This is a genomic window from Pseudomonas sp. AF03-9, assembly GCF_020515815.1.
GTDB lineage: Bacteria > Pseudomonadota > Gammaproteobacteria > Pseudomonadales > Pseudomonadaceae > Aquipseudomonas.
The window spans coordinates 30364-52477 of the sequence record NZ_JAHPJF010000021.1; the positions used below are offsets into that span (position 1 = coordinate 30364).

A 22114-nucleotide genomic window follows, 5' to 3' on the forward strand; every position below is an offset into this window, starting at 1 on the left:
CATTTCATGTCTGCCATCAATGCCGTTGAAAAAGGCGCCGCCGCCGTCGGTGCCCATCTGGTCCGTGACGTCAGCCTGCCGGCCCTGGTGCTGCACCGCGACGCCCTGGAACACAACATCCGCTGGATGCAAACGTTCGTCAGCAACAGTGGCGCCGAGCTGGCGCCCCATGGCAAGACCAGCATGATGCCGGCGCTGTTCCAGCGCCAGATCGCCGCCGGTGCCTGGGGCATTACCCTGGCCAACGCCGTGCAGACCCGTGCTGCCTACGCCGGTGGCGTTCGCCGCGTATTGATGGCCAACCAACTGGTGGGTGCGCCGAACATGGCGTTGATCGCCGACCTGTTGGCGGACAAGGATTTCGATTTCCACTGCATGGTCGATCATCCAGACAACGTCGCCGACCTCGGGCTGTTCTTTGCCGCCCGTGGCCTGCGCCTCAATGTGATGATCGAATACGGCGTGGTCGGCGGCCGTTGCGGCTGCCGCAGCGAGCAGCAAGTGCGCGACCTGGCCAAGGCGATCCAGGCCCAGCCGGCCCTGGCGCTGACCGGTATCGAAGGTTATGAAGGGGTGATCCACGGCGAGCACGCTATCAGCGGTATCCGCGACTTTGCCGCGAGCCTGGTGCGCCTGGCGGTGGATTTGCAGAACAACGGTTCTTTCGACCTGGCCAAGCCGATCATCAGCGCATCGGGGTCGGCCTGGTACGACCTGATCGCCGAGTCGTTCGAAACACAAAACGCCGCCGGCCGCTTCCTCAGCGTGCTGCGTCCCGGCAGTTATGTGGCCCACGACCACGGTATCTACAAAGACGCGCAATGCTGCGTACTCGAGCGTCGCAGCGACCTCAACGAAGGCCTGCGCCCGGCGCTGGAAGTCTGGGCCCACGTGCAATCGCTGCCCGAGCCGGGCTTCGCGGTGGTTGCCCTGGGCAAGCGCGACGTGGCCTACGACGCCGGGTTGCCGGTGCCGCTCAAGCGCTACAAGGCTGGGATCGTGCCCGCCGAAGGCGAGGATGTGAGCGGGTGCAAGGTCACGGCGGTGATGGACCAGCATGCGTTCATGAGCGTGGCGCCGGGGGTTGAGTTGCGTATTGGTGACATTATTTCGTTCGGTACTTCGCACCCGTGCCTGACGTTTGACAAGTGGCAGGTGGGTTGCCTGGTGGATGAGCAGTTGCAGGTGGTCGAGAGCTTGCATACCTGTTTCTAGACCGAGTCGAGCCCTTCGCGAGCAAGCCCGCTGCCACAGTTGACGGTATTCACAAATAGAAATCTGTGAACCCAATCCAATGTGGGAGCGGGCTTGCTCGCGAAGAGGCCATCAGCCACACCCGAGACCCCATCATGACTGCTCACCCCCACATCGCCCTCATCGGCGAATGCATGATCGAACTGCAACACCGCGCCGACGGCAGCCTGCACCAGAGCTTCGGCGGCGACACCCTCAACACGGCGGTGTACCTGCGCCGCGAGCTGGGCAGCCTAGGCCGCGTCGATTACGTCACCGCCCTGGGCGATGACAGCTTCAGCGACGCGATGTGCCAGCAATGGCGCGACGAAGGCCTCGGCCTGGACATGGTCCAGCGCCTGCCGGGACGTTTGCCGGGGTTGTACTGCATCCAGACCGACGCCAGCGGCGAGCGCAAATTTCTTTACTGGCGCAACGAAGCCGCCGTGCGCGACTGCTTTACCACGCCTGCCGCCGCGCCGATCCTGGCGGCCTTGCCGGGCTACGACGTGGTGTATTTCAGCGGCATCACCCTGGCGGTGCTCGGCGAAGTCGGCCGCGAGCGCTTGTTGCAAGCCCTGGTCGAAACCCGCCGGCGCGGGGGCAAGGTGGTGTTTGACAACAACTACCGGCCGCGTTTATGGGCCAGCGTCGAAGCGGCGCGTGTGGCCTATCACAAGGTATTGGCCGAGGTGGATATGGCCTTGCTGACCGAAGATGACGAGCGCGGGTTGTTTGGTTATGCCAGCAGTGAGCAGGTGTTTGCGGCGTATCCGGGGATTGACGAAGTGGTGCTCAAGCGTGGCGCGCAGGAATGCCTGATCCGTTTCAAGGGCGAGCACTTTGCCGTGCCGGCGCTGAAGGTTGAGAAGGTGGTGGATACGACGGCGGCAGGGGACTCGTTCAGTGCGGCGTATCTGGCCAGTCGCTTGAAGGGCGGCTCGCCGGAGCAAGCGGCGGTGGCGGGGCATGGGTTGGCGAGTCGGGTGATTCAAGTACCAGGGGCGTTGATCCCTCGGTGAATGGCCGCCTGCGGCGGATCGCGGGCAAGCCCGGCTCCCACATTCGACCGCATTCCTTCAAACAAAACGCGGTCACCTGTGGCAGCTGGCTTGCCTGCGATAGCGGCCTCAAGCCAACCCTCAATCCCGGTAAAACACCTGCACCAGGTGATACCCAAACTTGCTCTTGACCGGCCCATGCACCACCCGCAGCGGCTTCTTGAAGATCACCGCATCAATCGCCCCGACCATCTGCCCCGGCCGGATCTCGCCCAAATCCCCACCGCGCTTGCCCGATGGGCAGGTGGAGTACTTCTTGGCCAGCACGTCAAAGGCTTCGCCCTTGGCAATGCGCTGTTTGAGTTGTTCGGCTTCTTCGCTGGTTTTCACCAGGATATGACGGGCTTGGGCTTTCATTGATCTCTACCAGGTACGTGCAACGGCGCGCGATTATGCCTGAACTCACTCGACGACGCTGATCATGCTGCGGATTTTCGTGGCCAGCAGGTCGATGGAAAACGGCTTGGCCACCATGTCCATGCCGTCCTCCAGGAAGCCTTGGCGCTCGGCGGCTTTTTCCGCGTAACCGGTCATGAACAACACGCGCAGGCCCGGGCGGTGCTGGCGGGCGATCTCGGCCAATTGCCGGCCGTTCATGCCTGGCAGGCCGACGTCGGTGACCAGCAGGTCCACGCGCAGATCCGATTCCAGCAGCGGCAAGGCGGTGCGTGCATCCGCCGCCTGATGCGCGGTGTAGCCCAATTCGCCGAGCACATTGACCACCAGCATGCGCACCGCCGGGTCATCTTCGACCACCACCACGGCTTCACCCGCCAGGGCCACCGGCGCTTCACCGACGCTGGCCGGCAGGCTGCTTTCCAGCGCGGTGCCATGCAGGCGCGGCAGGTACAGACGCACGCAGGTGCCCTGGCCCGGTTCGCTGTGGATGGTCACGTGCCCGCCGGACTGCTGGGCAAAACCGTAGATCATCGACAGCCCAAGGCCGGTGCCCTGGCCGATGGGTTTGGTGGTGAAGAACGGGTCGAACGCCTTGGCGAGGATTTTCGGCGCCATGCCGGAGCCGTTGTCGCATACGCCGAGCATCACGTAGTCACCGGCTTTGACTGGTTCCAGGGTGGTGATGTCGGTGCCGTCGAGGTAGCTGTTGGCGGTTTCGATCAGCAGTTCACCGCCGTCGGGCATGGCGTCGCGGGCGTTGATCACCAGGTTGAGCAGAGCGTTTTCCAGCTGGCTGGCGTCGGTGTTCACCGGCCAGATGTCGTGGCCCAATTGCACCTTGAGGTTGATATGGGCGCCCTTGGTGCGGCGGAACAACTCTTCGAGGGACGCCACCAGCTGGTTCGGGTCGAGCGGGCGGCGGTCCAGGGATTGGCGCCGTGAGAAGGCCAGCAAACGGTGGGTGAGGGCGGCGGCGCGATGGGCGGAGGACACGGCGGCATCGGTAAAACGGCCGATGTCTTCACTGCGCCCGGCGGCGATGTAACGCTGCATCAGGTCCAGGCTGCCGATGATGCCGGTGAGCATATTGTTGAAATCGTGGGCAATGCCGCCGGTGAGCTGGCCGACCGCTTCCATCTTTTGCGCATGGCGCAGCGCATCTTCGGCGCGCTCGCGTTCGAACATTTCGTTTTGCAGGCGCTGGTTGGCCTCGGCCAATGCCTGGGTGCGCTGGGCCACGCGCTCTTCGAGGTTTTCGTTGAGGTGGCGCAGGGCTTCCTCGGTGAGTTTGCGTTCGGTCTCGTCGATCACAAAGATGTAGAAGCCGTTCACCGAGCCGTCGTTGCTGAAGCGCGGTAGGTACTTCATCAGCGCATGGCGCGGGCGCCCGTCGCGGTGTGGGGTGATGGTCAGGAAACTGCATGCCTTGCCGTTGAGCGCGGCGTTGATCTGGTCCTGGCGCCCGGCATACACCTCGTCGCCGAGCACTTCGCGGATGGTCTTGCCGTACAGCTCCTGGGGCGTCATGCCGTACCAGTCCAGGTACGCGCTGTTGTTCAGGCGAAAGCGTTGCTCGTGGTCGACATAGCCGATCAGCACCGGCATGGCGTTGATGATCAACTGCAGCTCGGTCTGGCTTTGGCGCAGGGCCTGTTCGGTGTGCTTGCGTTCGGTGAGGTCCAGGGCGGCGCCGAGAAAGCGCGCCGGGCGGCCCTGATGGTCCTTGTAGCAACGCCCGCGGGCGAACACCCAGCGCACGGTGCCGTCGGCTTGTTGCAGGCGGTATTCCTCGGCGTACTCGGTGCCGAAGGTGATGCAGTGCTTGATGCTGCGCGTCACCATGCCACGGTCTTCGGGATGCACGCCGTGCAGGTAGTCGCTGATCGGCAGCAGCTCGGCCGTATCCGGGTCGACGCCGTGCAGGTAGGCGAAGTGGGCGTCGGCAATAAAGCGGTCTTCGGCGATGTCCCAATCCCAGGTGCCGACGGCGTCCGTCGCTGCCAGCGCCAGTTGCAGGCGTTGCTCGGTGTTGTGCTGAGCCTTGCGGCGCTCGTTGGTTTCGATGGCGGTGACCAGGATGCCGGCCACGCTGCCACTTTCATCGCGGATCGGGCTGTAGGTCAGGTCCAGCCAGATTTCCATGTCGCGGTTGTTGCGTTGCAGGACGAAGGGCTGCTCGCTGAACGTGCGTACCTGGCCGCTGAGCACCGCGTCGTAGATCGGTGCGGTAAAGCTGTGCAATTCCGGCCAGGTCTGGTGCGCCGGCTGGCCGAGCGCCTGTGGGTGCTTGTTGCCTGCCAGGGCGGCGAAGCCGTCGTTGTACAGTTGGGTCAGTTGGCTGCCCCACAGCAGGAGCATCGGCATCGGCGAGTGGACGACAATATCCACCGCCGTACGCAGGCTTTGCGGCCAGTTTTTGGCTTCACCGAGAGGGCTTTGCGCCCAGTCCAGCCGTGCGATCAATGCGCCGGCTTCGCTGACGGTGGATGTTCCATTCATGAAAAAGCCCTGAGCGTAACGCTTTGAAATATGACAAACGCCGATTATCCCGTGACAAGGGAACGGCTGACTACCCCTCGAAAAATAGCATGCATTGGGGTTTTGTCTTCAAATGAGTGGCTCAGGGCTGAAACCTTTCATCTATCAAGCCAGCTCAGGCCGGTCGCGAAACTGCTCCAAGGCCTCGGGATTGGCCAGCGCATCGGTGTTTTTCACCGGCTCGCCGTGTACCACATTGCGCACTGCCAATTCGACGATCTTGCCGCTGATGGTGCGCGGGATGTCGGTGACGGCGAGGATCTTTGCCGGTACATGGCGTGGCGTGGTGTTGGCGCGGATGACGTGGCGGATCTGCTGCTCCAGCGCCTCATCCAGGGCGATGCCGTCGCCCAGGCGTACAAACAGCACCACCCGTACGTCATCCTGCCAACGTTGGCCGATGGCCAGGCTTTCCATGACTTGCGGGACTTTTTCCACCTGGCGATAGATCTCCGCCGTGCCGATTCGCACGCCGCCGGGGTTGAGCACGGCATCGGAGCGCCCGTGGATCAGCAGGCTGCCGTTCGGGCGTTGCTCGGCGTAGTCGCCCTGGGCCCAGACGCCAGGGAACTGGCTGAAATACGAGGCGCGCAGCTTCGTCTGGTGCGGATCGTTCCACAAGCCGATGGGCATCGCCGGGAAGTGCCGGGTGCAGACCAACTCGCCTTTTTCACCGATCAACGGCTGGCCGCGGTCGTTCCACACTTCAATGGCCATCGCCAGGCTCTTGCACTGCATCTCGCCACGGCGCACCGGCAGCACCGGGTTGCCGATCACAAAGCAGGACACAATATCGGTGCCGCCAGACATGGACGACAGGCACAGCTCGCCCTTGATCTCGCGGTACACGTAGTCATAGCTCTGCGGCGAGAGGGGCGAGCCGGTGGAGATCAAGCCTTTGAGGCTGCGCAAATCGTGACTCAAGCGCGGTTGCAGACCGGCCTTTTCCAGGGTGGCGAGAAACTTGGGGCTGGTGCCGAACACGCTGATCTTTTCGGCATCGATCAAGTCGAGCAAGCGCTCGGGCCCAGGGTGGAACGGCGAACCGTCATACAGCACCGCTGTGGCGCCGATGGCCAGTACCGACACCAGCCAGTTCCACATCATCCAGCCGCAGGTGGTGTAGTAGAACAGGCAATCCTCACGGCACAGATCGGCATGCAGGCCGTGTTCCTTGAGGTGCGTGAGCAGCACGCCGCCGGTGCCGTGGATGATGCACTTGGGCACCCCGGTGGTGCCGCTGGAATAAAGGATGTACAGCGGATGATCGAACGGCACCGCGACGAATTGCGGATCGCCGCCGGGTCGGTAGAAGTCGTCCCACAGGGCGACGTTGGCCGCGCTCCGGTAGTCCTCGACCCGCGCCTGGGGCTTGGCGTATGGCACCACGATCAGTTGCTCCAGGGACGGCAGGCGTTCGAGGATTTCATTGAGCTTGGCGCTTTGATCGATATCTTTGCCCGCATAGCGATAACCGGCGCAGCTGATCAGCACCTTGGGTTCGATCTGGCCGAAACGGTCGATCACACCCTGGGTGCCGAAATCCGGCGATGAGCATGACCAGATCGCGCCAAGGCTGGTGGTGGCAAGCATGCCCACCAGGGTTTGCCAAGTATTGGGCATGCACGCGGCCACGCGGTCGCCCTGGGTCACGCCGATGGCCCGCAGGCTTGTTTGCAGGCCCGCGACGTGTGCGGCCAGTTCGGCGTAGGTCAACTGCTCGCGCTGGCCGTCTTCGCTGATGGCGACCACGGCGGGGTGATCGTCGCGGCGGCGCAGCAGGTGCTCGGCAAAATTCAGGGTGGCGCCGGGGAACCATTGGGCGCTGGGCATGGCGCTTTGTTCAATCAGTACGGCGCTGGGCGGGCTGCGAAACTGCACGTCGAAAAAGCTGACGATGGCCTGCCAGAAGTCGGGGCGCTGGTCGATGCTCCACTGGTGCAGGGCGGGGTAGTCGTTGAGTTGCACGTTGTGGTGGGCGTTGATGTAGCGGCGGAACTGGTCCATGCGCGTATTGGCGATGCGTTCCGGGGAGGGTTGCCAGAGGATGTCGGACATTGCGAGATCTCTTGTTCTTGTTTGAGTCTGCCAGGCAACACAGGCCCAATGTGGGAGCGGGCTTGCTCGCGAAGGCGGAGTATCAGTCACAGATGCTTGGGCTGAACCACCGCCTTCGCGAGCAAGCCCGCTCCCACACAAGCCCTTGCCTACATTTGTATCTCCAGTGTTGTCCAGGTTTGCGTTTATTGGGCCAACCAGCCGCCATCGATGTTCCACGCCGCACCACGCACTTGGCTGCCGGCTTCGCTGCACAGGAACAGCACCAACTCACCCAACTGCGGCGGCGTCACAAATTCCAGCGACGGCTGCTTCTCTGCCAGCAAATCATGCTGCGCTTGCTGCGGGTCCACGCCCGTGGCGATGCGATCATCAATCTGCTTCTGCACCAGCGGCGTCAATACCCAGCCCGGGCAGATGGCGTTGCACGTCACGTTGCTGGTCGCGGTCTCCAGGCCCACCACTTTGGTCAGGCCGATCACGCCGTGCTTGGCCGCCACATAGGCCGCCTTGCCCACCGAACCGACCTGGCCGTGTACCGAGGCGATGTTGACGATGCGCCCCCAGCCCTTGGCTTTCATGCCCGGCAGGCTCAAGCGCGTGCTGTGGAACACCGACGACAGGTTGATGGCGATGATCGAATCCCAGCGCTCGGTGGGGAAGTCTTCCACCGCCGCCACATGCTGGATGCCGGCGTTGTTGACCAGGATGTCGACGCCGCCGAACTCGCGCTCGGCGTAGGCGAGCATGTCGGCGATCTGCGCCGGGTCGCTGACGTCGGCCGGGTGATGCCCGACCTTGCCGCCGAACGCCTGCACCTGGGCGATCACCGCGCTGGCGTCGCCGAAGCCGTTGAGGATCAGGTTGGCGCCGGCTTTGGCCAGGCTCAATGCGATGCCCAGGCCGATACCGCTGGTGGAACCGGTGACCAGGGCGGTCTTGCCGTTCAATGTCGTCATGAAAACCTCACACAATGCCAGTGGCGTAGAAAGTACCGATCACCACGAACACCGCGAGGGTCTTGATAATCGTAATGCCGAAAATGTCCTTGTAGGCTTCGCGGTGGGTCAGGCCGGTGACCGCCAGCAGCGTGATCACCGCGCCGTTGTGGGGCAGGGTGTCCATGCCGCCGCTGGCCATGGCGGCGACGCGGTGCAGCACTTCAAGGGGGATATTGGCCGCATGGGCTGCTGAAATAAAGCTCTCGGACATGGCCGCCAGCGCAATGCTCATGCCACCCGACGCGGACCCGGTGATACCGGCCAGTAGCGTCACGGTGATCGCTTCGTTGACCAGCGGGTTGGGAATGCCCTTGAGCCAGTCTGCCAGTACCAAAAAGCCCGGCAGCGAGGCAATCACCGCGCCGAAGCCGTATTCCGACGCGGTGTTCATCGCCGCCAGCAACGCGCCGCTGACCGCGCTTTTGCTGCCTTCGGCAAGCTTGCTTTTGATCGCGGAGAAGCCGAACACCAGCACCACGATAATCCCCACCAGCAACGCAGCCTGCACCGCCCAGATCGCAGTGAGCTTGGCGATCTCGGTGGTCACCGGCGCGCTCATGCCCGGCAGCGCGAGGCTGTGGGTCTTGCCGTACCACTGCGGGATCCAGTGGGTGAACAGCAGGTTCATCACCCCCACCAGGATCAGCGGCGACAGCGCGATCCACGGGTTGGGCAGCGCCAGGTTTTCAGCGGTTTCCGGCTCATTGCGCAACTCGGTGCCATACCCTTCACCGGCGCGCTGCGCCTTGTTGCGCTGGCGCGCGAGGTAGAGCATGCCGGCGCAGAACACGAAGACCGTGCCAATCAGGCCCAGCCACGGCGCAGCCCAGGCGGTGGTGTTGAAAAAGGTGCTGGGGATGATGTTCTGGATCTGTGGAGTGCCGGGCAGGGCGTCCATGGTGAACGAAAAGGCGCCGAGGGCGATGGTCGCCGGGATCAGGCGCTTGGGGATATTGCTTTGGCGGAACATCTCCGCGGCAAATGGGTACACCGCAAACACCACCACAAACAGCGACACACCGCCGTAGGTGAGCAGGGCGCAGACCAGCACGATCACCAGCATTGCCTGGCGGGTGCCGAGCAAGCGGATCGCGGCGGCCACAATCGAACGGGAAAAGCCCGACAGCTCGATCAGCTTGCCGAACACCGCACCGAGCAGGAACACCGGGAAATACAGTTTGATAAAGCCGACCATCTTCTCCATGAACACCCCGGTAAAGGCAGGCGCGACGGCGGACGGGTCGGTGAGCAGGACGGCGCCGAGGGCGGCGATGGGGGCAAACAGGATAACGCTATAGCCACGGTAGGCAGCCAGCATCAGCAGCGCGAGGGCTGCCAGGGCGATGATTACACTCATGGAGTGTCTCCAGATCGAATTGTTATTTTTGTGGGTGTTGCGGTGGGGAGAAGCTATAGCGAGATGCGTGCCAAGATATTAAGTCGTTGAAATATAAGGATAAATTATTTCTTTCTGGTGGCTGCTGCGAGTATTGTCTCGAATTTGAGACGGGCGCAGAACAAATGTGGGAGCGGGCTTGCTCGCGAAGGCGCAGTATCAGTCACAGATGCGTCGGCTGCACCACCGCCTTCGCGGGCAAGCCCGCTTCCACAGGCGGCTGTCTTGATAGCGAGAGTGCTGTCTCTGTTTTGAGACTAGGCGATGCCGAGGGCCAGCATCTTTTTGTACAGCGTCGAGCGGCCAAGCCCCAGCCGCTTGGCTGCCTCCACCACATTCCCGCCACAGGCCGCCAACGCCGCCGCAATGATCTGCCGGTCAAAGCGCTCCCGCGCCGCGCTGAAGCTTTCGCCCGCTACCGTCGCCACGGCAGTGCGTTGCACCGGGGTGAAGGTGCCGATGGCTGCGCGAATTTCCTCGGCGTTCAACACCAGGTCATCACTGAGCAACGCCGCCCGTTCCAGCACATTGCGCAGTTCGCGAATATTCCCCGGCCACGCATGTTGCGCCAGCAGCGCCAGGGCTTCGCGATCCAGTTCGTGCTGGCTGCGCAACTCCTCCAGAATCGCTTCGCTCAACGCTGGGATGTCCTCCAATCGTTCACGCAACGGCGGCACCTGGATCGGCAATACATTCAGGCGGTAATACAGGTCCGCACGAAACTCGCCACGCTTGATCGCTGCCTCCAGGTCCATGGACGTGGCGGCAATCACCCGTACATCGCTGTGCAGCATCTCGTTGGAGCCTACCGGCTCGAACTCCTTTTCCTGCAACACTCGCAGCAATTTGCTTTGCAGGGGCAGGGGCATATCGCCGATTTCGTCGAGGAACAAGGTGCCGCCCTGGGCAATCTGGAACTTGCCGGGACGGCCCTTGCGGTCGGCGCCGGTAAATGCCCCCGGCGCGGTGCCGAAGAACTCGGCCTCCAGCAGGTCGGCCGGAATCGCCGCGCTGTTGACGCTGACAAACGCCTTGTGTGCCCGCTTCGATGCGCCGTGAATCGCCTGGGCCAGCAGCTCCTTGCCGGTGCCGGTTTCGCCAAGCAGCAACACCGGCGACTCGGCACTGGCACTGCGCCGCGCACGGCGCTTGACTTCGAGGCTGGCGGCGCTGGTGCCGATAAAGTGCGCGAAGTTGTATTTGCTCTGTCGCGAACGCAGCAACGAGCGGGTCGAAGCCAGTTCCTGCTGCATGCTCAGGTAGCGTTCGATCAGCGGCGACAGGTTGCGCAGCTCATCAAACAGCGCAAAGCCAATCGCACCGATGACCGCGCCGGCATCGTTGTGGATCGGCAGGCGCATTACCACCAGCGGGCCTTTGGGTGTGTCCTGTATATCCAGCAGGATCGGCTGGTCATTGCGCACCACCTGGCGTAGCAGGCTGTTGGAGATCACCTGTTCGCACGGCTGGCCGATGGCCTCGTCGGCGCTTTTCAAGCCGAAACGCTTGGCGTAGCGCTCGTTCATCCAGACGATATTCGCGTCGCGGTCGACAATCACCGTGCCTTCACTGGACTGCTCGATGATCTCGAACAGCGACTGGATGGCCAGGCCGCGCACCTGTTGGTAATCCTTGAGGCTTTCGTTGGTGTTCATGCTTATGTCGCCAACACAAAATGGGAGTGGGAGTGCGGTCCTGTGGGAGCAGGCAAGCCATCTCCCACAGGGGGATGGGTTTACAGGAGGATGTGCGCGGCGGCCAGCAGCTCCTGGGTGTAGGCGTGCTGGGGCGCTTCGAATACCTGCTGGCTTGCGCCGCGCTCCACGACCTTGCCGTCCTTGATCACGATCATGTCATGGGCCATCGCCCGCACCACCGCCAGGTCATGACTGATAAACAGGTAGGTCAGGCCGTACTTCTCCTGTAACTCACGCAACAGCGCTACCACCTGCTTCTGCACCGTGCGGTCGAGGGCCGAGGTCGGCTCATCCAGCAACATCAATGCGGGCTTGAGCACCAGGGCGCGGGCGATGGCGATCCGTTGACGTTGGCCGCCAGAGAATTCATGGGGGTAACGATGCCGGCTGGCAGGGTCGAGGCCGACGTCCTTGAGCACCTGGATCACCTGCGCGTCACGGTCTGCAACGCTGCACGGCGCATGCACTTCGAGGCCTTCGCTGATGATCTGCTGCACTGTCATGCGTGGGCTGAGGCTGCCGTAAGGGTCCTGGAACACCACCTGCATCTGCTTGCGCCACGGGCGCATCTGCTGATGATTGAGCGGGTCGAGGGCTTCGCCCTGGAAGCGGATGCTGCCGGTGGAGTCGAGCAAGCGCAGGATCGCCTGCCCCAGGGTGGATTTGCCCGAGCCCGATTCGCCGACAATCCCCAGAGTCTTGCCGCGCTGCACACTGAGGCTGATGCCGTCCACCGCGCGCAGGTAGGTTTTGCGCTGGAACAGGCCGCCGCCGAGGGGGAATTGCACGGTCAGGTCGTCAACCTGTAACACGGTCTCGCGCTCCTCGCTGCACAGCGCTTCACCCGCCGGCTCGGCATCCAGCAGCAGGCGGCTGTAAGGGTGTTGCGGTGCGTTGAACAAGGTCTGGCAATCGGCCTGCTCGACGATCTTGCCGGCATGCATCACGCACACGCGCTGGGCAATGCTGCGCACCAGGTTGAGGTCGTGGCTGATCAGCAGCAACGACATGCCCAGGCGTTGTTGCAGGGACTTGAGCAGCAGCAGGATCTTGCGCTGTACCGTCACGTCCAGCGCGGTGGTGGGTTCGTCGGCGATCAGCAGTTCCGGCTCGCAGGCCAGGGCCATGGCAATGATGACCCGTTGGCGCTGGCCGCCGGAGAGTTGGTGCGGGTAGGCCTTGAGGCGTTCCCGGGGGTTCTGGATGCCCACCAGATCGAGCAATTCGAGGATGCGCGCCTGCGCCGCCTTGCCGCCCAGGCCCTTGTGCAACAGCAGGGTTTCGCCGATCTGTTTTTCAATGCTGTGCAGTGGGTTCAGGGACGTCATTGGCTCCTGGAAGATCATTGCAATGCGGTTGCCGCGCAGCTTTTGCAGAGTCGAGGCCGGCGCGCCCATCAGCTCCTGGCCGCGGTACTGGATGGAGCCTGTGGTTTGCGTGCCGGCTTCGGGCAGCAATTGCAGGATCGAGTGGGCCGTCACCGACTTGCCCGAGCCCGATTCGCCCACCAGTGCCAGGCACTCTCCGGGGCGTACGTCCAGGCTCAGCTTGTTCACTACGGTCTGGCCGCTGAAGGCGACGCTGAGGTCGCGGATTTCGATCAGGTTCATCTGCAGTCACTCATGAACGGGGGTCGAAGGCATCACGTAATGCCTCGCCGATAAACACCAGCAGCGACAGGATCAGTGCCAGGGTGAAAAACGCCGTCAGGCCCAGCCACGGCGCTTGCAGGTTCTGCTTGCCCTGGGCGATCAATTCACCCAGCGAGGCGCTGCCGGCGGGCATGCCGAAGCCGAGGAAGTCCAGGGCGCTGAGGGTGGAAATCGCACCGGTCAGAATAAAAGGCAGGTAGCTCAAGGTTGCGGTCATGGCATTCGGCAGGATGTGTCGGCGAATGATCTTGGCGTCGCTCAGGCCCAGTGCGCGAGCGGCCTTGACGTACTCCAGGTTGCGTCCGCGCAGGAACTCGGCGCGTACCACGTCCACCAGGGCCAGCCAGGAAAACAGCGCCATGATCCCCAGCAACCACCAGAAATTCGGCTCGACAAAGCCCGACAGGATGATCAACAGGTACAGCACCGGCAGCCCCGACCACACCTCCAGCACCCGCTGGCCGATCAGGTCGACCCAGCCGCCGTAGTAACCCTGCAACGCACCGGCGGCAATGCCGATGGCGGCACTGATCGCGGTGAGCGCCAGGGCAAACAGGATCGAGACCCGCGCGCCAAAGATCACCCGCGCCAGCACATCCCGCGACTGGTCATCGGTGCCCAGCCAGTTCACGGCCGAAGGCGGGCTGGGGGCAGGCCGGGTCAGTTCGTAGTTGGGCGTATCGTCGCTGAACGGGACCGGCGGGAACAGCATCCAGCCGCCGTCCTGTTTGATCAGTTTTTGCACGTAGTCACTGCGGTAGTCGGCCTGGAACGGCAACTGGCCGCCGAACTGCTGCTCGGTGTAGCGCTTGAACACCGGGAAATACAGCTCGTTCTTGAAGCTCAGCACCAGGGGCTTGTCATTGGCGATCAACTCGCCGCCGAGGGTCAGGATGAACAGGCCGATAAACAGCCACAGCGACCACCAGCCACGTCGGTTTTTCTTGAACCGTTCGAAGCGTCGACGGGCCACGGGAGACAGGTTGAACATCAGGCGTTCCTCGCGGCGAAGTCGATACGCGGGTCGACCAGGGTGTAGCAGAGGTCACCAATGAGTTTTATCAAGAGGCCGAACAAGGTGAAGATAAACAGCGAGCCGAACACCACCGGATAATCCCGCGACACCGCCGCTTCGTAACTCATGCGCCCGAGGCCGTCGAGGGAGAAAATCACCTCGATCAGCAGCGAACCGGCAAAGAATACGCTGATAAACGCCTGGGGAATCCCCGAGATCACCAGCAACATGGCGTTGCGGAACACATGGCCGTATAGCACCCGCCGTTCGCTCAAGCCCTTGGCGCGCGCGGTGACCACGTATTGGCGCGTGATTTCATTGAGGAACGAGTTTTTGGTGAGGATGGTCAGGGTGGCGAAACCGCCGATCACCAGCGACGTGACCGGCAGCACCAGGTGCCAGAAGTAGTCGGCGATCTTGCCGACGGTGCTCAGTTCCTCGAAGTTTTCCGAGACCAACCCGCGCACCGGGAACCAGTTCAGCGAGGTGCCGCCGGCGAAGACCACGATCAAGAACATCGCAAACAGGAACGCTGGCATGGCGTAGCCGATGACGATGGCGGTGCTGCTCCACACATCAAAGCTGCTGCCATGGCGCACCGCCTTGCGAATCCCCAGGGGGATCGACACCAGGTAGGTGATCAGGGTGGCCCACAGGCCGAGGGAGATGGTGACGGGCATTTTCTCCAGGATCAGGTCGATCACTGTTTTGCCGCGAAAGAAGCTGTTGCCGAAATCCAGCTTGGCGTAGCTGGTCAGCATCAGCCACAGGCGTTCCGGTGCGGGCTTGTCGAAGCCGTATTGTTTTTCGATGTCCTTGATCAGCTTCGGGTCCAGGCCGCGACTGGCCCGGGAGCCGCCGCTGATGCCGTCACCGCCCGAGCCGCCGACCGCGCCGCCGCCGATGCCTTGCAGGTGGGCGATGGCTTGTTCCACCGGGCCGCCGGGGGCGGCCTGCACGATGACGAAGTTGACCAGCAGGATAATCACCAGCGTGGGGATGATCAGCAGCAGGCGCCGTACGATATAAGCAAGCATCAGTGGCGGCCTCCGCGTTTTTGCATCTGCTCGTTTGTCAGCGGTGTAGGGCTGATTTCCCACCAGCTTTCCAGGGCTTCATCGTTTTTCGCCTCGACGGCAGGGCGGCCGAAGCGGTTCCACCATGCGGCGGACGTGCCGGGCGGGTAGTAGTTGGGAATCCACAGGTAATTCCATTGCAGCACCCGGTCCAGGGCGTGGGCGTAGGTGAGCATCTGCGCCTGGGTGTCGGCCTTGACCAGGCCCTTGATCAAGGTATCGACCGCCGGGTCCTTGAGGACCATGTAGTTGTTGGCGCCGGGATCGAACGCGGCGTCTGAGCCGAAGTAGTTGTACAACTCCATCCCCGGCGAAGTAGTGACCGGGAAGCCGACCACGATCATGTCGTAGTCGCGCGCCATCATCCGGTTGACGTACTGCGAGGAGTCGATACGGCGGATATTCAAGGTGATGCCGATTTGCGCGAGGTTGCGTTTGTACGGCAGCAGCAGGCGCTCAAGGCCGTTCTGAGTGTTGAGGAAGGTGAACTCCAGCGGCTCGCCGTCGGCGTTGACCAGGCGGTCGCCGTCGGGTTTCCAGCCGGCTTCTTCCAGCAGGGCCAGGGCTTGCAGTTGTTTGTCGCGGATCATGCCGCTGCCGTCGGTGACCGGGGCCTTGAACACTTGCGTAAAGACTTCGTCGGGAATTTGCCCGCGCAAGGGTTCGAGGATCGCCAGTTCCTCTGGGGTCGGCGGTTGGCTGGCGGCCAGCGGGCTGTTGGAGAAGAAGCTCTGCTGGCGGATGTACATGTTGCGCATCATCTGCCGGTTGGCCCATTCGAAATCCCACAGCATCGCCAGGGCTTGGCGTACGCGGCGGTCCTTGAACATCGGTTTTTGCACATTGAACACGTAGCCCTGGGCCGGTTGCGGCATCTGCTTGGCCAAATGTGCGCGTTGCAGGCGACCGTCGTCTAGGGCCGGGCCGTTGTAGCCGATGGAATAGCCGGTGGCGGAAAACTCGCGGTTGAAGTCATAGGCGCCGCCGCGCAAGACCTGGCGCGCTACTTCGGTATCGCCGAAATATTCCAGGCTCAGGTGATCGAAGTTGTACAGGCCGCGGCTGACGGGCAGGTCCTTGCCCCACCAGTCGGGGTCACGGGTAAAGGTGATGGTGCTGCCGGAATCGATCTTGCTGACTTTATACGGGCCGCTGCCCAGTGGTGCCTCGTAGCCGCCGCCGTTGGCGAAGTCGCGGGTTTTCCACCAGTGCTCGGGCAGCACCGGCAGGGTCGCGAGGTCGAGGGGCAGGGTGCGGTTTTCATTGCTGGAGAAATCGAAGCGTACCTGGCGCTCACCTTCGACTTCGACGTGCTTGACGTCGGCGAACAGCGTGCGAAAGCCAAGGCGGCCTTGGGTCATCAGCAGGTTATAGGTGTAGCGCACGTCTTCGGCGGTGATGGGCGTGCCGTCGGCGAAACGCGCCTTGGGATTGAGGAAGAAGCGCAGCGACAGGCCGTCTTCGGCGCGCTCCATCTTCTCGGCAACCAGGCCATACACCGTGTAAGGCTCATCCAGGGAGCGCTGGGCCAGGGGCGAATAGAGCCAGCCGTCGACCTGGGACACACCGATGCCTTTGTCGATGTAGGGCAGCACATGGTCAAAGCGCCCGATCTCAATGGCCGAGCGCCGTAGGTTGCCGCCCTTGGGCGCATTGGGGTTGACGTAGTCAAAGTGGTGGAAGCCGGCGGGGTACTTGGCCGGCTCGCCATAGACCGTGAGGTACGGCAGCGGTGCCGCGATCACGGCGCTGCTGGCCAGCAGCAGGGCCAGGGTAGAGCTAAGCAGGGTAGAAAAAGCCAGTCGCATTATCAGCCTTGAACGCCGCGTATAGAAGAATAGGGATTTGTACGCTAACGGCGGCAGCGTCGCCAGTCATCACATGCACAACGGCCCACCAAAAGGCGGGCCGTTGTGTAGGGCATCAGCGCAGACCGGATCAGTCCTGGCGGCTGGTGACTTCCAGCAGGTGGTAGCCGAACTGGGTCTTCACCGGGCCTTGCACGGTGTTGACCGGGGCGCTGAAGACGACGGTGTCGAATTCCTTGACCATCTGGCCTGGGCCGAACGAACCCAGATTGCCGCCGTCGCGGCTGGATGGGCAGCTGGAATTGGCTTTGGCGATTTCTGCGAAATCAGCGCCGCCTTCGATTTGGGCCTTGAGTTCGTTGCACTTGTCTTCAGTGGAAACGAGGATGTGGCGGGCGGTGGCTTTGGCCATGGGGATTAACTCCTTGAATAAAAAGGGTGAGCCTACCGGATTCAGGCGGTTATTTCCCGGCAAAGTTCCGCTGGTGTTCCGACACGCCTGACCAACGCCCCATGCCACCCAACCGCGACCGCACCATGTAGTGAGCGGGCTTGCCCCGCGCCGGGTGGCGAAGCCGCCCCAAATCCAGATACCTCGGTCTTGCTGACCCACCGCAGCGGACCGTTTGATGTGTCAGGGCAGCACGATGTAGTCGTTGTGCTGCACGATCGGCCGGTGTGGGGCTTGTTCAAGGTGAACATAGCGCCCATCCACCAGATCGATCGGCAGGCAGTCGTCTATATCCATCACGGCATCGGTATGCGCCTGGGCCCAGTGACGCAGCATCTGCTGCTTGCCCAACGCTTTCGCCTCCCGCGCAGTGCGTGCCACAACCAGCACATACTGATGCGCCTCGCCAAACACGTTGGCTGCATAACCACCGAGGTTGATGAAATACAGGCGCGGGGCATCGGCCTGGGGGGCGAGGTGACTGAGTTGGACCTTCCAGCCATCCACGCCGTCTACCGCCATCCACGAATCGATGTGCACGCCCTTGGCGCTGCCAAACCAGGCGTCGCGCAGTTGCGGGTAGGTGGCTTGCAGTGTGTCCGCCACGGCGAACACCACATCGTGCACTTCAATCCGGGCCCGTGGGTGCTTGCCCCCGAGCATGACGACAAACAGCATTGCAGGTACTTCCTGGCGAGTTGGCAGGCGCCAACCATACTGCGATTGAACCCTTTTGTCCGGCCAATGCCACACTGTTTATCCGCGAACTCATCAGGAGGTTGTCATGCGTACCATTGATCTGGCCGGTGTTCCGGTCCCTGTTATCGGCCAGGGCACCTGGCGCATGGGCGAAGACCCCGGCCAGCGCCGCGCTGAAGTTGCCGCGTTGCAACTGGGGATCGACGAGGGCATGACCCTGATCGATACCGCTGAAATGTATGGCGAAGGCGGCGCCGAAGCAGTCGTCGGCGAAGCCATTCGCGGCAGGCGTGACCGGGTGTTCCTGGTCAGCAAGGTGTATCCGCACAACGCCAGCCACAAAGGTGTGCCGCGCGCCTGCGACGCCAGCCTGCAACGCATGGGCACGGACTACATCGATCTGTACTTGCTGCACTGGCGTGGCCAGTATCCCCTTGAAGAAACTGTCGAAGCCTTCGAGCGCCTGCGCGAAGCCGGCAAGATCGGCCGCTGGGGCGTGTCCAACTTCGATGTGGCAGACCTCCAGGAGCTCGCCGCCCCGGCATGCGCCACCAACCAGGTGCTCTACAACATCGAAGAGCGCGGCATCGAATTCGACCTGTTGCCCTGGTGGCAACAACACCATCTGCCGCTAATGGCTTATTGCCCGATTGCCCAGGGCGGCGCATTGCTGGACAGCAGCACACTCAAGCAGATCGCCCGACGCCATGACGTCACCCCAGCCCAGGTGTGCCTGGCCTGGGTGCTGCGCCAGGACGGTGTGATCGCGATCCCCAAGGCCGTTACTCCCGAGCACGTGCGGCTCAACGCCAGCGCCGCGCAACTGGTGCTGGATGAGCACGACCTGGACGCAATCGATCGGGTGTTTGGCGCACCCCAGCGCAAGCACCCGCTGGCGATGGTCTAGTCACGGCTGCCGTCCCTGGCGGCCGCGACCCGTGACGTCAGCCGGAGACTGGTGTGCGCCAGTCATCCGAGCCAGAGGTGCCGGCTACTTCGTGGGTCCAGACGATCTTGCGATAGGTGAAATACACGTCCTCCAGATGGGTGAAGTGCGCGTTGGCCGGGTCCTGGCAGTTCGGCATGCGCGACTGGATGTCGACGATGGTCGCGCCTTCCAGCTCGATGGTGAAGTAGTGCTCCTGGGTGCCGGCCGACGAGGTGCGGAACCACTCCAGGCGACATTTGACCTCTTCGCCGCCAGTGAGCGCACTGAAGAGCAGCGGTGACGACTTGTCGAAGATCTTGCTGATCATCAGTGGTTTGTGCACGCGCTGGCCGGTCGGCTGGCCGGACTGTGGATCACGGGGAATGATCACCTGATGGGCGAACGCCTGGACCAGGATCTGATCTTCATGACCTTCCTGGTAAATGTTACCTACCGAGTCCTGGGTAAACGTGCCTGCCGTAATCAAACCTTGTTTGACACCGGTGATGGAGAGATACGCGGGTGTTGGCATGACGGGTTTCCTTGCCTGATGGTTGAGGTAGTTCCACCCGACAGACGGTGCCGGGTGGGCAGAGCCCTATAACAAGAAACGTGCCTGAAAGTGTGTGAGCCAATGAAATATGGCTGGCGCGGTAAGTTGCGGGTTTTCTTTTAGTCGGTGTGCGAAATTTAAGTCGGATTAGTTGCGCGTAAGTGCGCAATTAATTGCTCATATTGGCGTCTCTTGGATGTGCTTGAAGTGCGCATGAATAACGCCTGGCTTACACGTTTGTGCTGCGCAAATTGCTGCGCAGGCCTTGATTTTTGCGGTGTGTAGGATATTCCTTAACTCTTGTTTGGTTGCTTGCTGAACGTTTTAGGCATGGCTAAGGTTTGCTGGCTTCGCGGCGATCGAGCGAAGTTAATGTGGCGCGCTACTTTGTGCGATAAGTGCAATTAGTTTGCCAGCCCTGCTTCTGACGGTCATGTATGGCGGCCCATGAACTATTCCGATAAGTGCCTCGACTATTACCTTGAACTTGCACGTTCACCTTGCTCGCAAACGAGTTTTGCCGGCAGTGACATGCGTTATTCAAGCGAATATGAAGCGCTGGAGTCAGAACTGGCCAAGTTGCAGTCGATGCACGGCACCCGCCAGCCGGACTGGCAGAAAGTCCGCGAGATCAGTGAGTGCCTGTTGCGCGAGCATTCAAAGGATGTGCGCGTCGCGGTGTGGCTGACCTGGGCGCTGCATGAGTGCGAATCCTTCCCGGGGTTGCTCGCTGGCCTTGGGCTGCTGCGCTATCTCTGCGAGCAGCATTGGGTCGAGGTGTTTCCCGCCAAGCCACGTACGCGTGCCGCCGCCTTTGCCTGGTTGGAATTGCGTCTTGAGCCGCTGTGTCTGCAAAACCTGCCACTGGCCCAGCAACGCCCGCTGTTTCAAGCGATCCTCGAACACCTGACGCGACTCGATGAACTCTGGGCCGGGCACTTGGGGGATGACGCACCGATGTTGCTGCCGTTGCGGCGGCAACTGTCGGAGCACCTGGAGCACGCCACACAAGGCACGCCGGCACCCGGTGCGGTGGCGGGGGTGATCGCCCAGCTCAAACAGGCCACCACCCAATTGCTCGCCCCCGAATCCACCATCGACAGTGAAAAAGACGCACACAAGCGCCTGCGCACGTTACAGGATCAGGCCCGACCCCTTTGCGCTTGGTGGTTGCGCCAGGACGCCACCGACTTGCGCGCCCTGCGCCTGAGCCGAGCCATGGCCTGGCTGACCCTGGTCGGCTACCCGGACGCCAATAGTGAGCGCATCACCAGCCTGCGCGGCCCGGCGCCGGACAAGCTCCAGCGCTACCAGGAGCGCTTCGCCCAAGGGCACTACGCCGATTTGTTGCTGGAACTGGAAGCCAGCCTGGCCACCGCGATGTTCTGGTTCGATGGCTTGCACATGGCCTGGCAGTGCCTCGCCGCGTTGCAGGCCGAGCTGGCGATGAGCGAGCTGGAGGCTGACTTTGCCCAGTTGCTCAAGCGCCTGCCGGACCTGCCCCAATTGCATTTTCACGACGGCACAGCCTTTGCCAGCCGCGCCACCCGCGACTGGATCTCGCTGCATATCGAACGTCACTTGCGCCAGCCCGCGCCGCCCAAAGTGCTCGTCGACGCCACGGCGCAACCGTGGGAAGCCGCGTTGCAGCAGGTCATGTCGATCCTGCGCAAGGACGGGCTCAAGGCCGCCGTCAGCCAACTCAACCAAGGTATGCAAGCCGCCACCAGCGAGCGTGAACGCTTCCAGTGGCGCCTCGCCGTGGCCCGCTTGTGTCTGCTGGCGGGCAAGCACGAGTTGGCGAAGATCCAGCTCGAACAGCTCGATCAGGAACTGCAACACGCCGGGCTGGAACGCTGGGAACCGGCGTTGGCCCTGCAGGTTGCGCAATTGTTGTACCGCTGTTGCGACCTGTTGCCACAAAACCAGGCCGTGCGCGAATGCAAGGAAGACAGCCATCGCAGGCTGTGCCGTTTCGATCTCGAAGCGGTACTTGAATAGGCTTTCAAGCCACAGGAAAAGGAGAAACACCATGGCCAAAGAAGGTTCGGTTGCGCCCAAGGAACGCATCAATATCACGTTCAAGCCGGCGGTTGGCGGCGCCCAGGAAGAGGTTGAACTGCCGTTGAAGTTGCTGGTGCTGGGGGATTTCACCCGGCGCGAGGACCTGCGCAAGCTGGAAGACCGCAAACCCATCGGCATCGACAAGAACACCCTCGACGAGGTGCTCGCCAAGCAGGCCTTGAGCCTCACCCTCAGCGTGCCCAATCGCCTGCAAGACGACGCCGACGTCGATGAACTGGCGATCCAGTTGCGCATCAATGCGATGAAAGACTTCAACCCCGCCAACCTCGTCGAGCAGGTGCCCGAACTGCGCAAACTGATGGTCCTGCGCGAAGCGTTGATGGCGCTCAAGGGCCCGTTGGGCAACACCCCCAGTTTCCGCAAAGCCATTGAGCAGGCTCTGGCTGACGATGATTCCCGCGCTCGGGTATTGGCAGAGCTGGGATTGAACAGCGCCCACCCGTGACTCTTCAGTAAAAGGACAC

The 22114-nt window shown here is 62.4% G+C and carries 18 protein-coding genes; 5 read left to right on the forward strand and 13 right to left on the reverse strand.

All coding sequences use genetic code 11. The features are described from left to right. Positions 1-6: 6 nt before the first annotated feature. Positions 7-1215: an amino acid deaminase gene (locus LIY36_RS23295; protein WP_192300827.1), complete on the forward strand. Its 1209-nt coding sequence runs from the start codon at positions 7-9 to the stop codon at positions 1213-1215. A gap of 134 nt (positions 1216-1349) precedes the next feature. Beyond that, complete coding sequence (locus LIY36_RS23300) at positions 1350-2255, forward strand: sugar kinase (RefSeq protein ID WP_226457319.1); 906 nt, start codon at positions 1350-1352, stop codon at positions 2253-2255. A gap of 120 nt (positions 2256-2375) precedes the next feature. Here the strand turns inward: LIY36_RS23300 and LIY36_RS23305 are convergent, their stop codons facing one another. From LIY36_RS23305 to LIY36_RS23360, 12 genes are all read right to left on the reverse strand, one after another. Next, positions 2376-2651: a peptidylprolyl isomerase gene (locus LIY36_RS23305; protein ID WP_046383114.1), complete on the reverse strand. Its 276-nt coding sequence runs from the start codon at positions 2649-2651 to the stop codon at positions 2376-2378. Between the two features lie 45 nt (positions 2652-2696). Then, positions 2697-5192, reverse strand: coding sequence for a hybrid sensor histidine kinase/response regulator (locus LIY36_RS23310; protein WP_226457320.1), 2496 nt, complete (start codon positions 5190-5192; stop codon positions 2697-2699). Positions 5193-5336: 144 nt separating this feature from the next. Beyond that, the gene (locus LIY36_RS23315; protein WP_226457321.1) at positions 5337-7289 is read right to left on the reverse strand and encodes an acetoacetate--CoA ligase; all 1953 of its coding nucleotides are present in this window, start codon (positions 7287-7289) and stop codon (positions 5337-5339) included. Between the two features lie 185 nt (positions 7290-7474). Continuing rightward, a complete protein-coding gene (locus LIY36_RS23320) occupies positions 7475-8248 on the reverse strand; it encodes a 3-hydroxybutyrate dehydrogenase (RefSeq protein WP_192300831.1) in 774 nt (257 codons plus the stop codon). A gap of 7 nt (positions 8249-8255) precedes the next feature. After that, positions 8256-9647 carry a GntP family permease gene (locus LIY36_RS23325; protein ID WP_192300832.1) on the reverse strand — a complete coding sequence of 464 codons (1392 nt, stop codon included), beginning with the start codon at positions 9645-9647 and terminating at the stop codon, positions 8256-8258. Between the two features lie 296 nt (positions 9648-9943). Further along, positions 9944-11341, reverse strand: a complete 1398-nt coding sequence (locus tag LIY36_RS23330; protein ID WP_226457322.1) for a sigma-54 interaction domain-containing protein — start codon at positions 11339-11341, stop codon at positions 9944-9946. 80 nt (positions 11342-11421) lie between these two features. Further along, positions 11422-12993, reverse strand: coding sequence for an ABC transporter ATP-binding protein (locus tag LIY36_RS23335; protein ID WP_226457323.1), 1572 nt, complete (start codon positions 12991-12993; stop codon positions 11422-11424). 10 nt (positions 12994-13003) lie between these two features. After that, positions 13004-14026, reverse strand: a complete 1023-nt coding sequence (locus LIY36_RS23340; RefSeq protein ID WP_226457324.1) for an ABC transporter permease — start codon at positions 14024-14026, stop codon at positions 13004-13006. Further along, complete coding sequence (locus LIY36_RS23345) at positions 14026-15087, reverse strand: microcin C ABC transporter permease YejB (RefSeq protein WP_192300836.1); 1062 nt, start codon at positions 15085-15087, stop codon at positions 14026-14028. Before LIY36_RS23345 ends, LIY36_RS23340 begins: the two co-directional genes overlap by 1 nt. Further along, positions 15087-16934: an extracellular solute-binding protein gene (locus LIY36_RS23350; RefSeq protein WP_226457325.1), complete on the reverse strand. Its 1848-nt coding sequence runs from the start codon at positions 16932-16934 to the stop codon at positions 15087-15089. Before LIY36_RS23350 ends, LIY36_RS23345 begins: the two co-directional genes overlap by 1 nt. A 130-nt stretch (positions 16935-17064) precedes the next feature. Continuing rightward, positions 17065-17346, reverse strand: a complete 282-nt coding sequence (locus tag LIY36_RS23355; protein WP_010210937.1) for a peptidylprolyl isomerase — start codon at positions 17344-17346, stop codon at positions 17065-17067. Positions 17347-17568: 222 nt separating this feature from the next. Then, on the reverse strand, positions 17569-18063 hold the full coding sequence (locus LIY36_RS23360; protein WP_226457326.1) for a DUF1543 domain-containing protein: 495 nt from the start codon (positions 18061-18063) through the stop codon (positions 17569-17571). A gap of 106 nt (positions 18064-18169) precedes the next feature. On the opposite strand from LIY36_RS23360, the gene LIY36_RS23365 reads away from it, so the two are divergent. Next, positions 18170-18991, forward strand: a complete 822-nt coding sequence (locus tag LIY36_RS23365; RefSeq protein WP_226457327.1) for an aldo/keto reductase — start codon at positions 18170-18172, stop codon at positions 18989-18991. A gap of 37 nt (positions 18992-19028) precedes the next feature. Here LIY36_RS23365 and LIY36_RS23370 read toward each other — a convergent pair whose 3' ends face one another. Beyond that, positions 19029-19544, reverse strand: a complete 516-nt coding sequence (locus LIY36_RS23370; RefSeq protein ID WP_192300840.1) for an Hcp family type VI secretion system effector — start codon at positions 19542-19544, stop codon at positions 19029-19031. 468 nt (positions 19545-20012) lie between these two features. Between LIY36_RS23370 and tssA the strand changes: the two genes are divergently transcribed. Further along, positions 20013-21566 carry a type VI secretion system protein TssA gene (gene tssA, locus LIY36_RS23375; protein WP_226457328.1) on the forward strand — a complete coding sequence of 518 codons (1554 nt, stop codon included), beginning with the start codon at positions 20013-20015 and terminating at the stop codon, positions 21564-21566. A 31-nt stretch (positions 21567-21597) separates the two neighbouring features. Continuing rightward, positions 21598-22095, forward strand: coding sequence for a type VI secretion system contractile sheath small subunit (gene tssB, locus LIY36_RS23380; protein ID WP_192300842.1), 498 nt, complete (start codon positions 21598-21600; stop codon positions 22093-22095). The last annotated feature ends 19 nt before the right edge of the window (positions 22096-22114 follow it).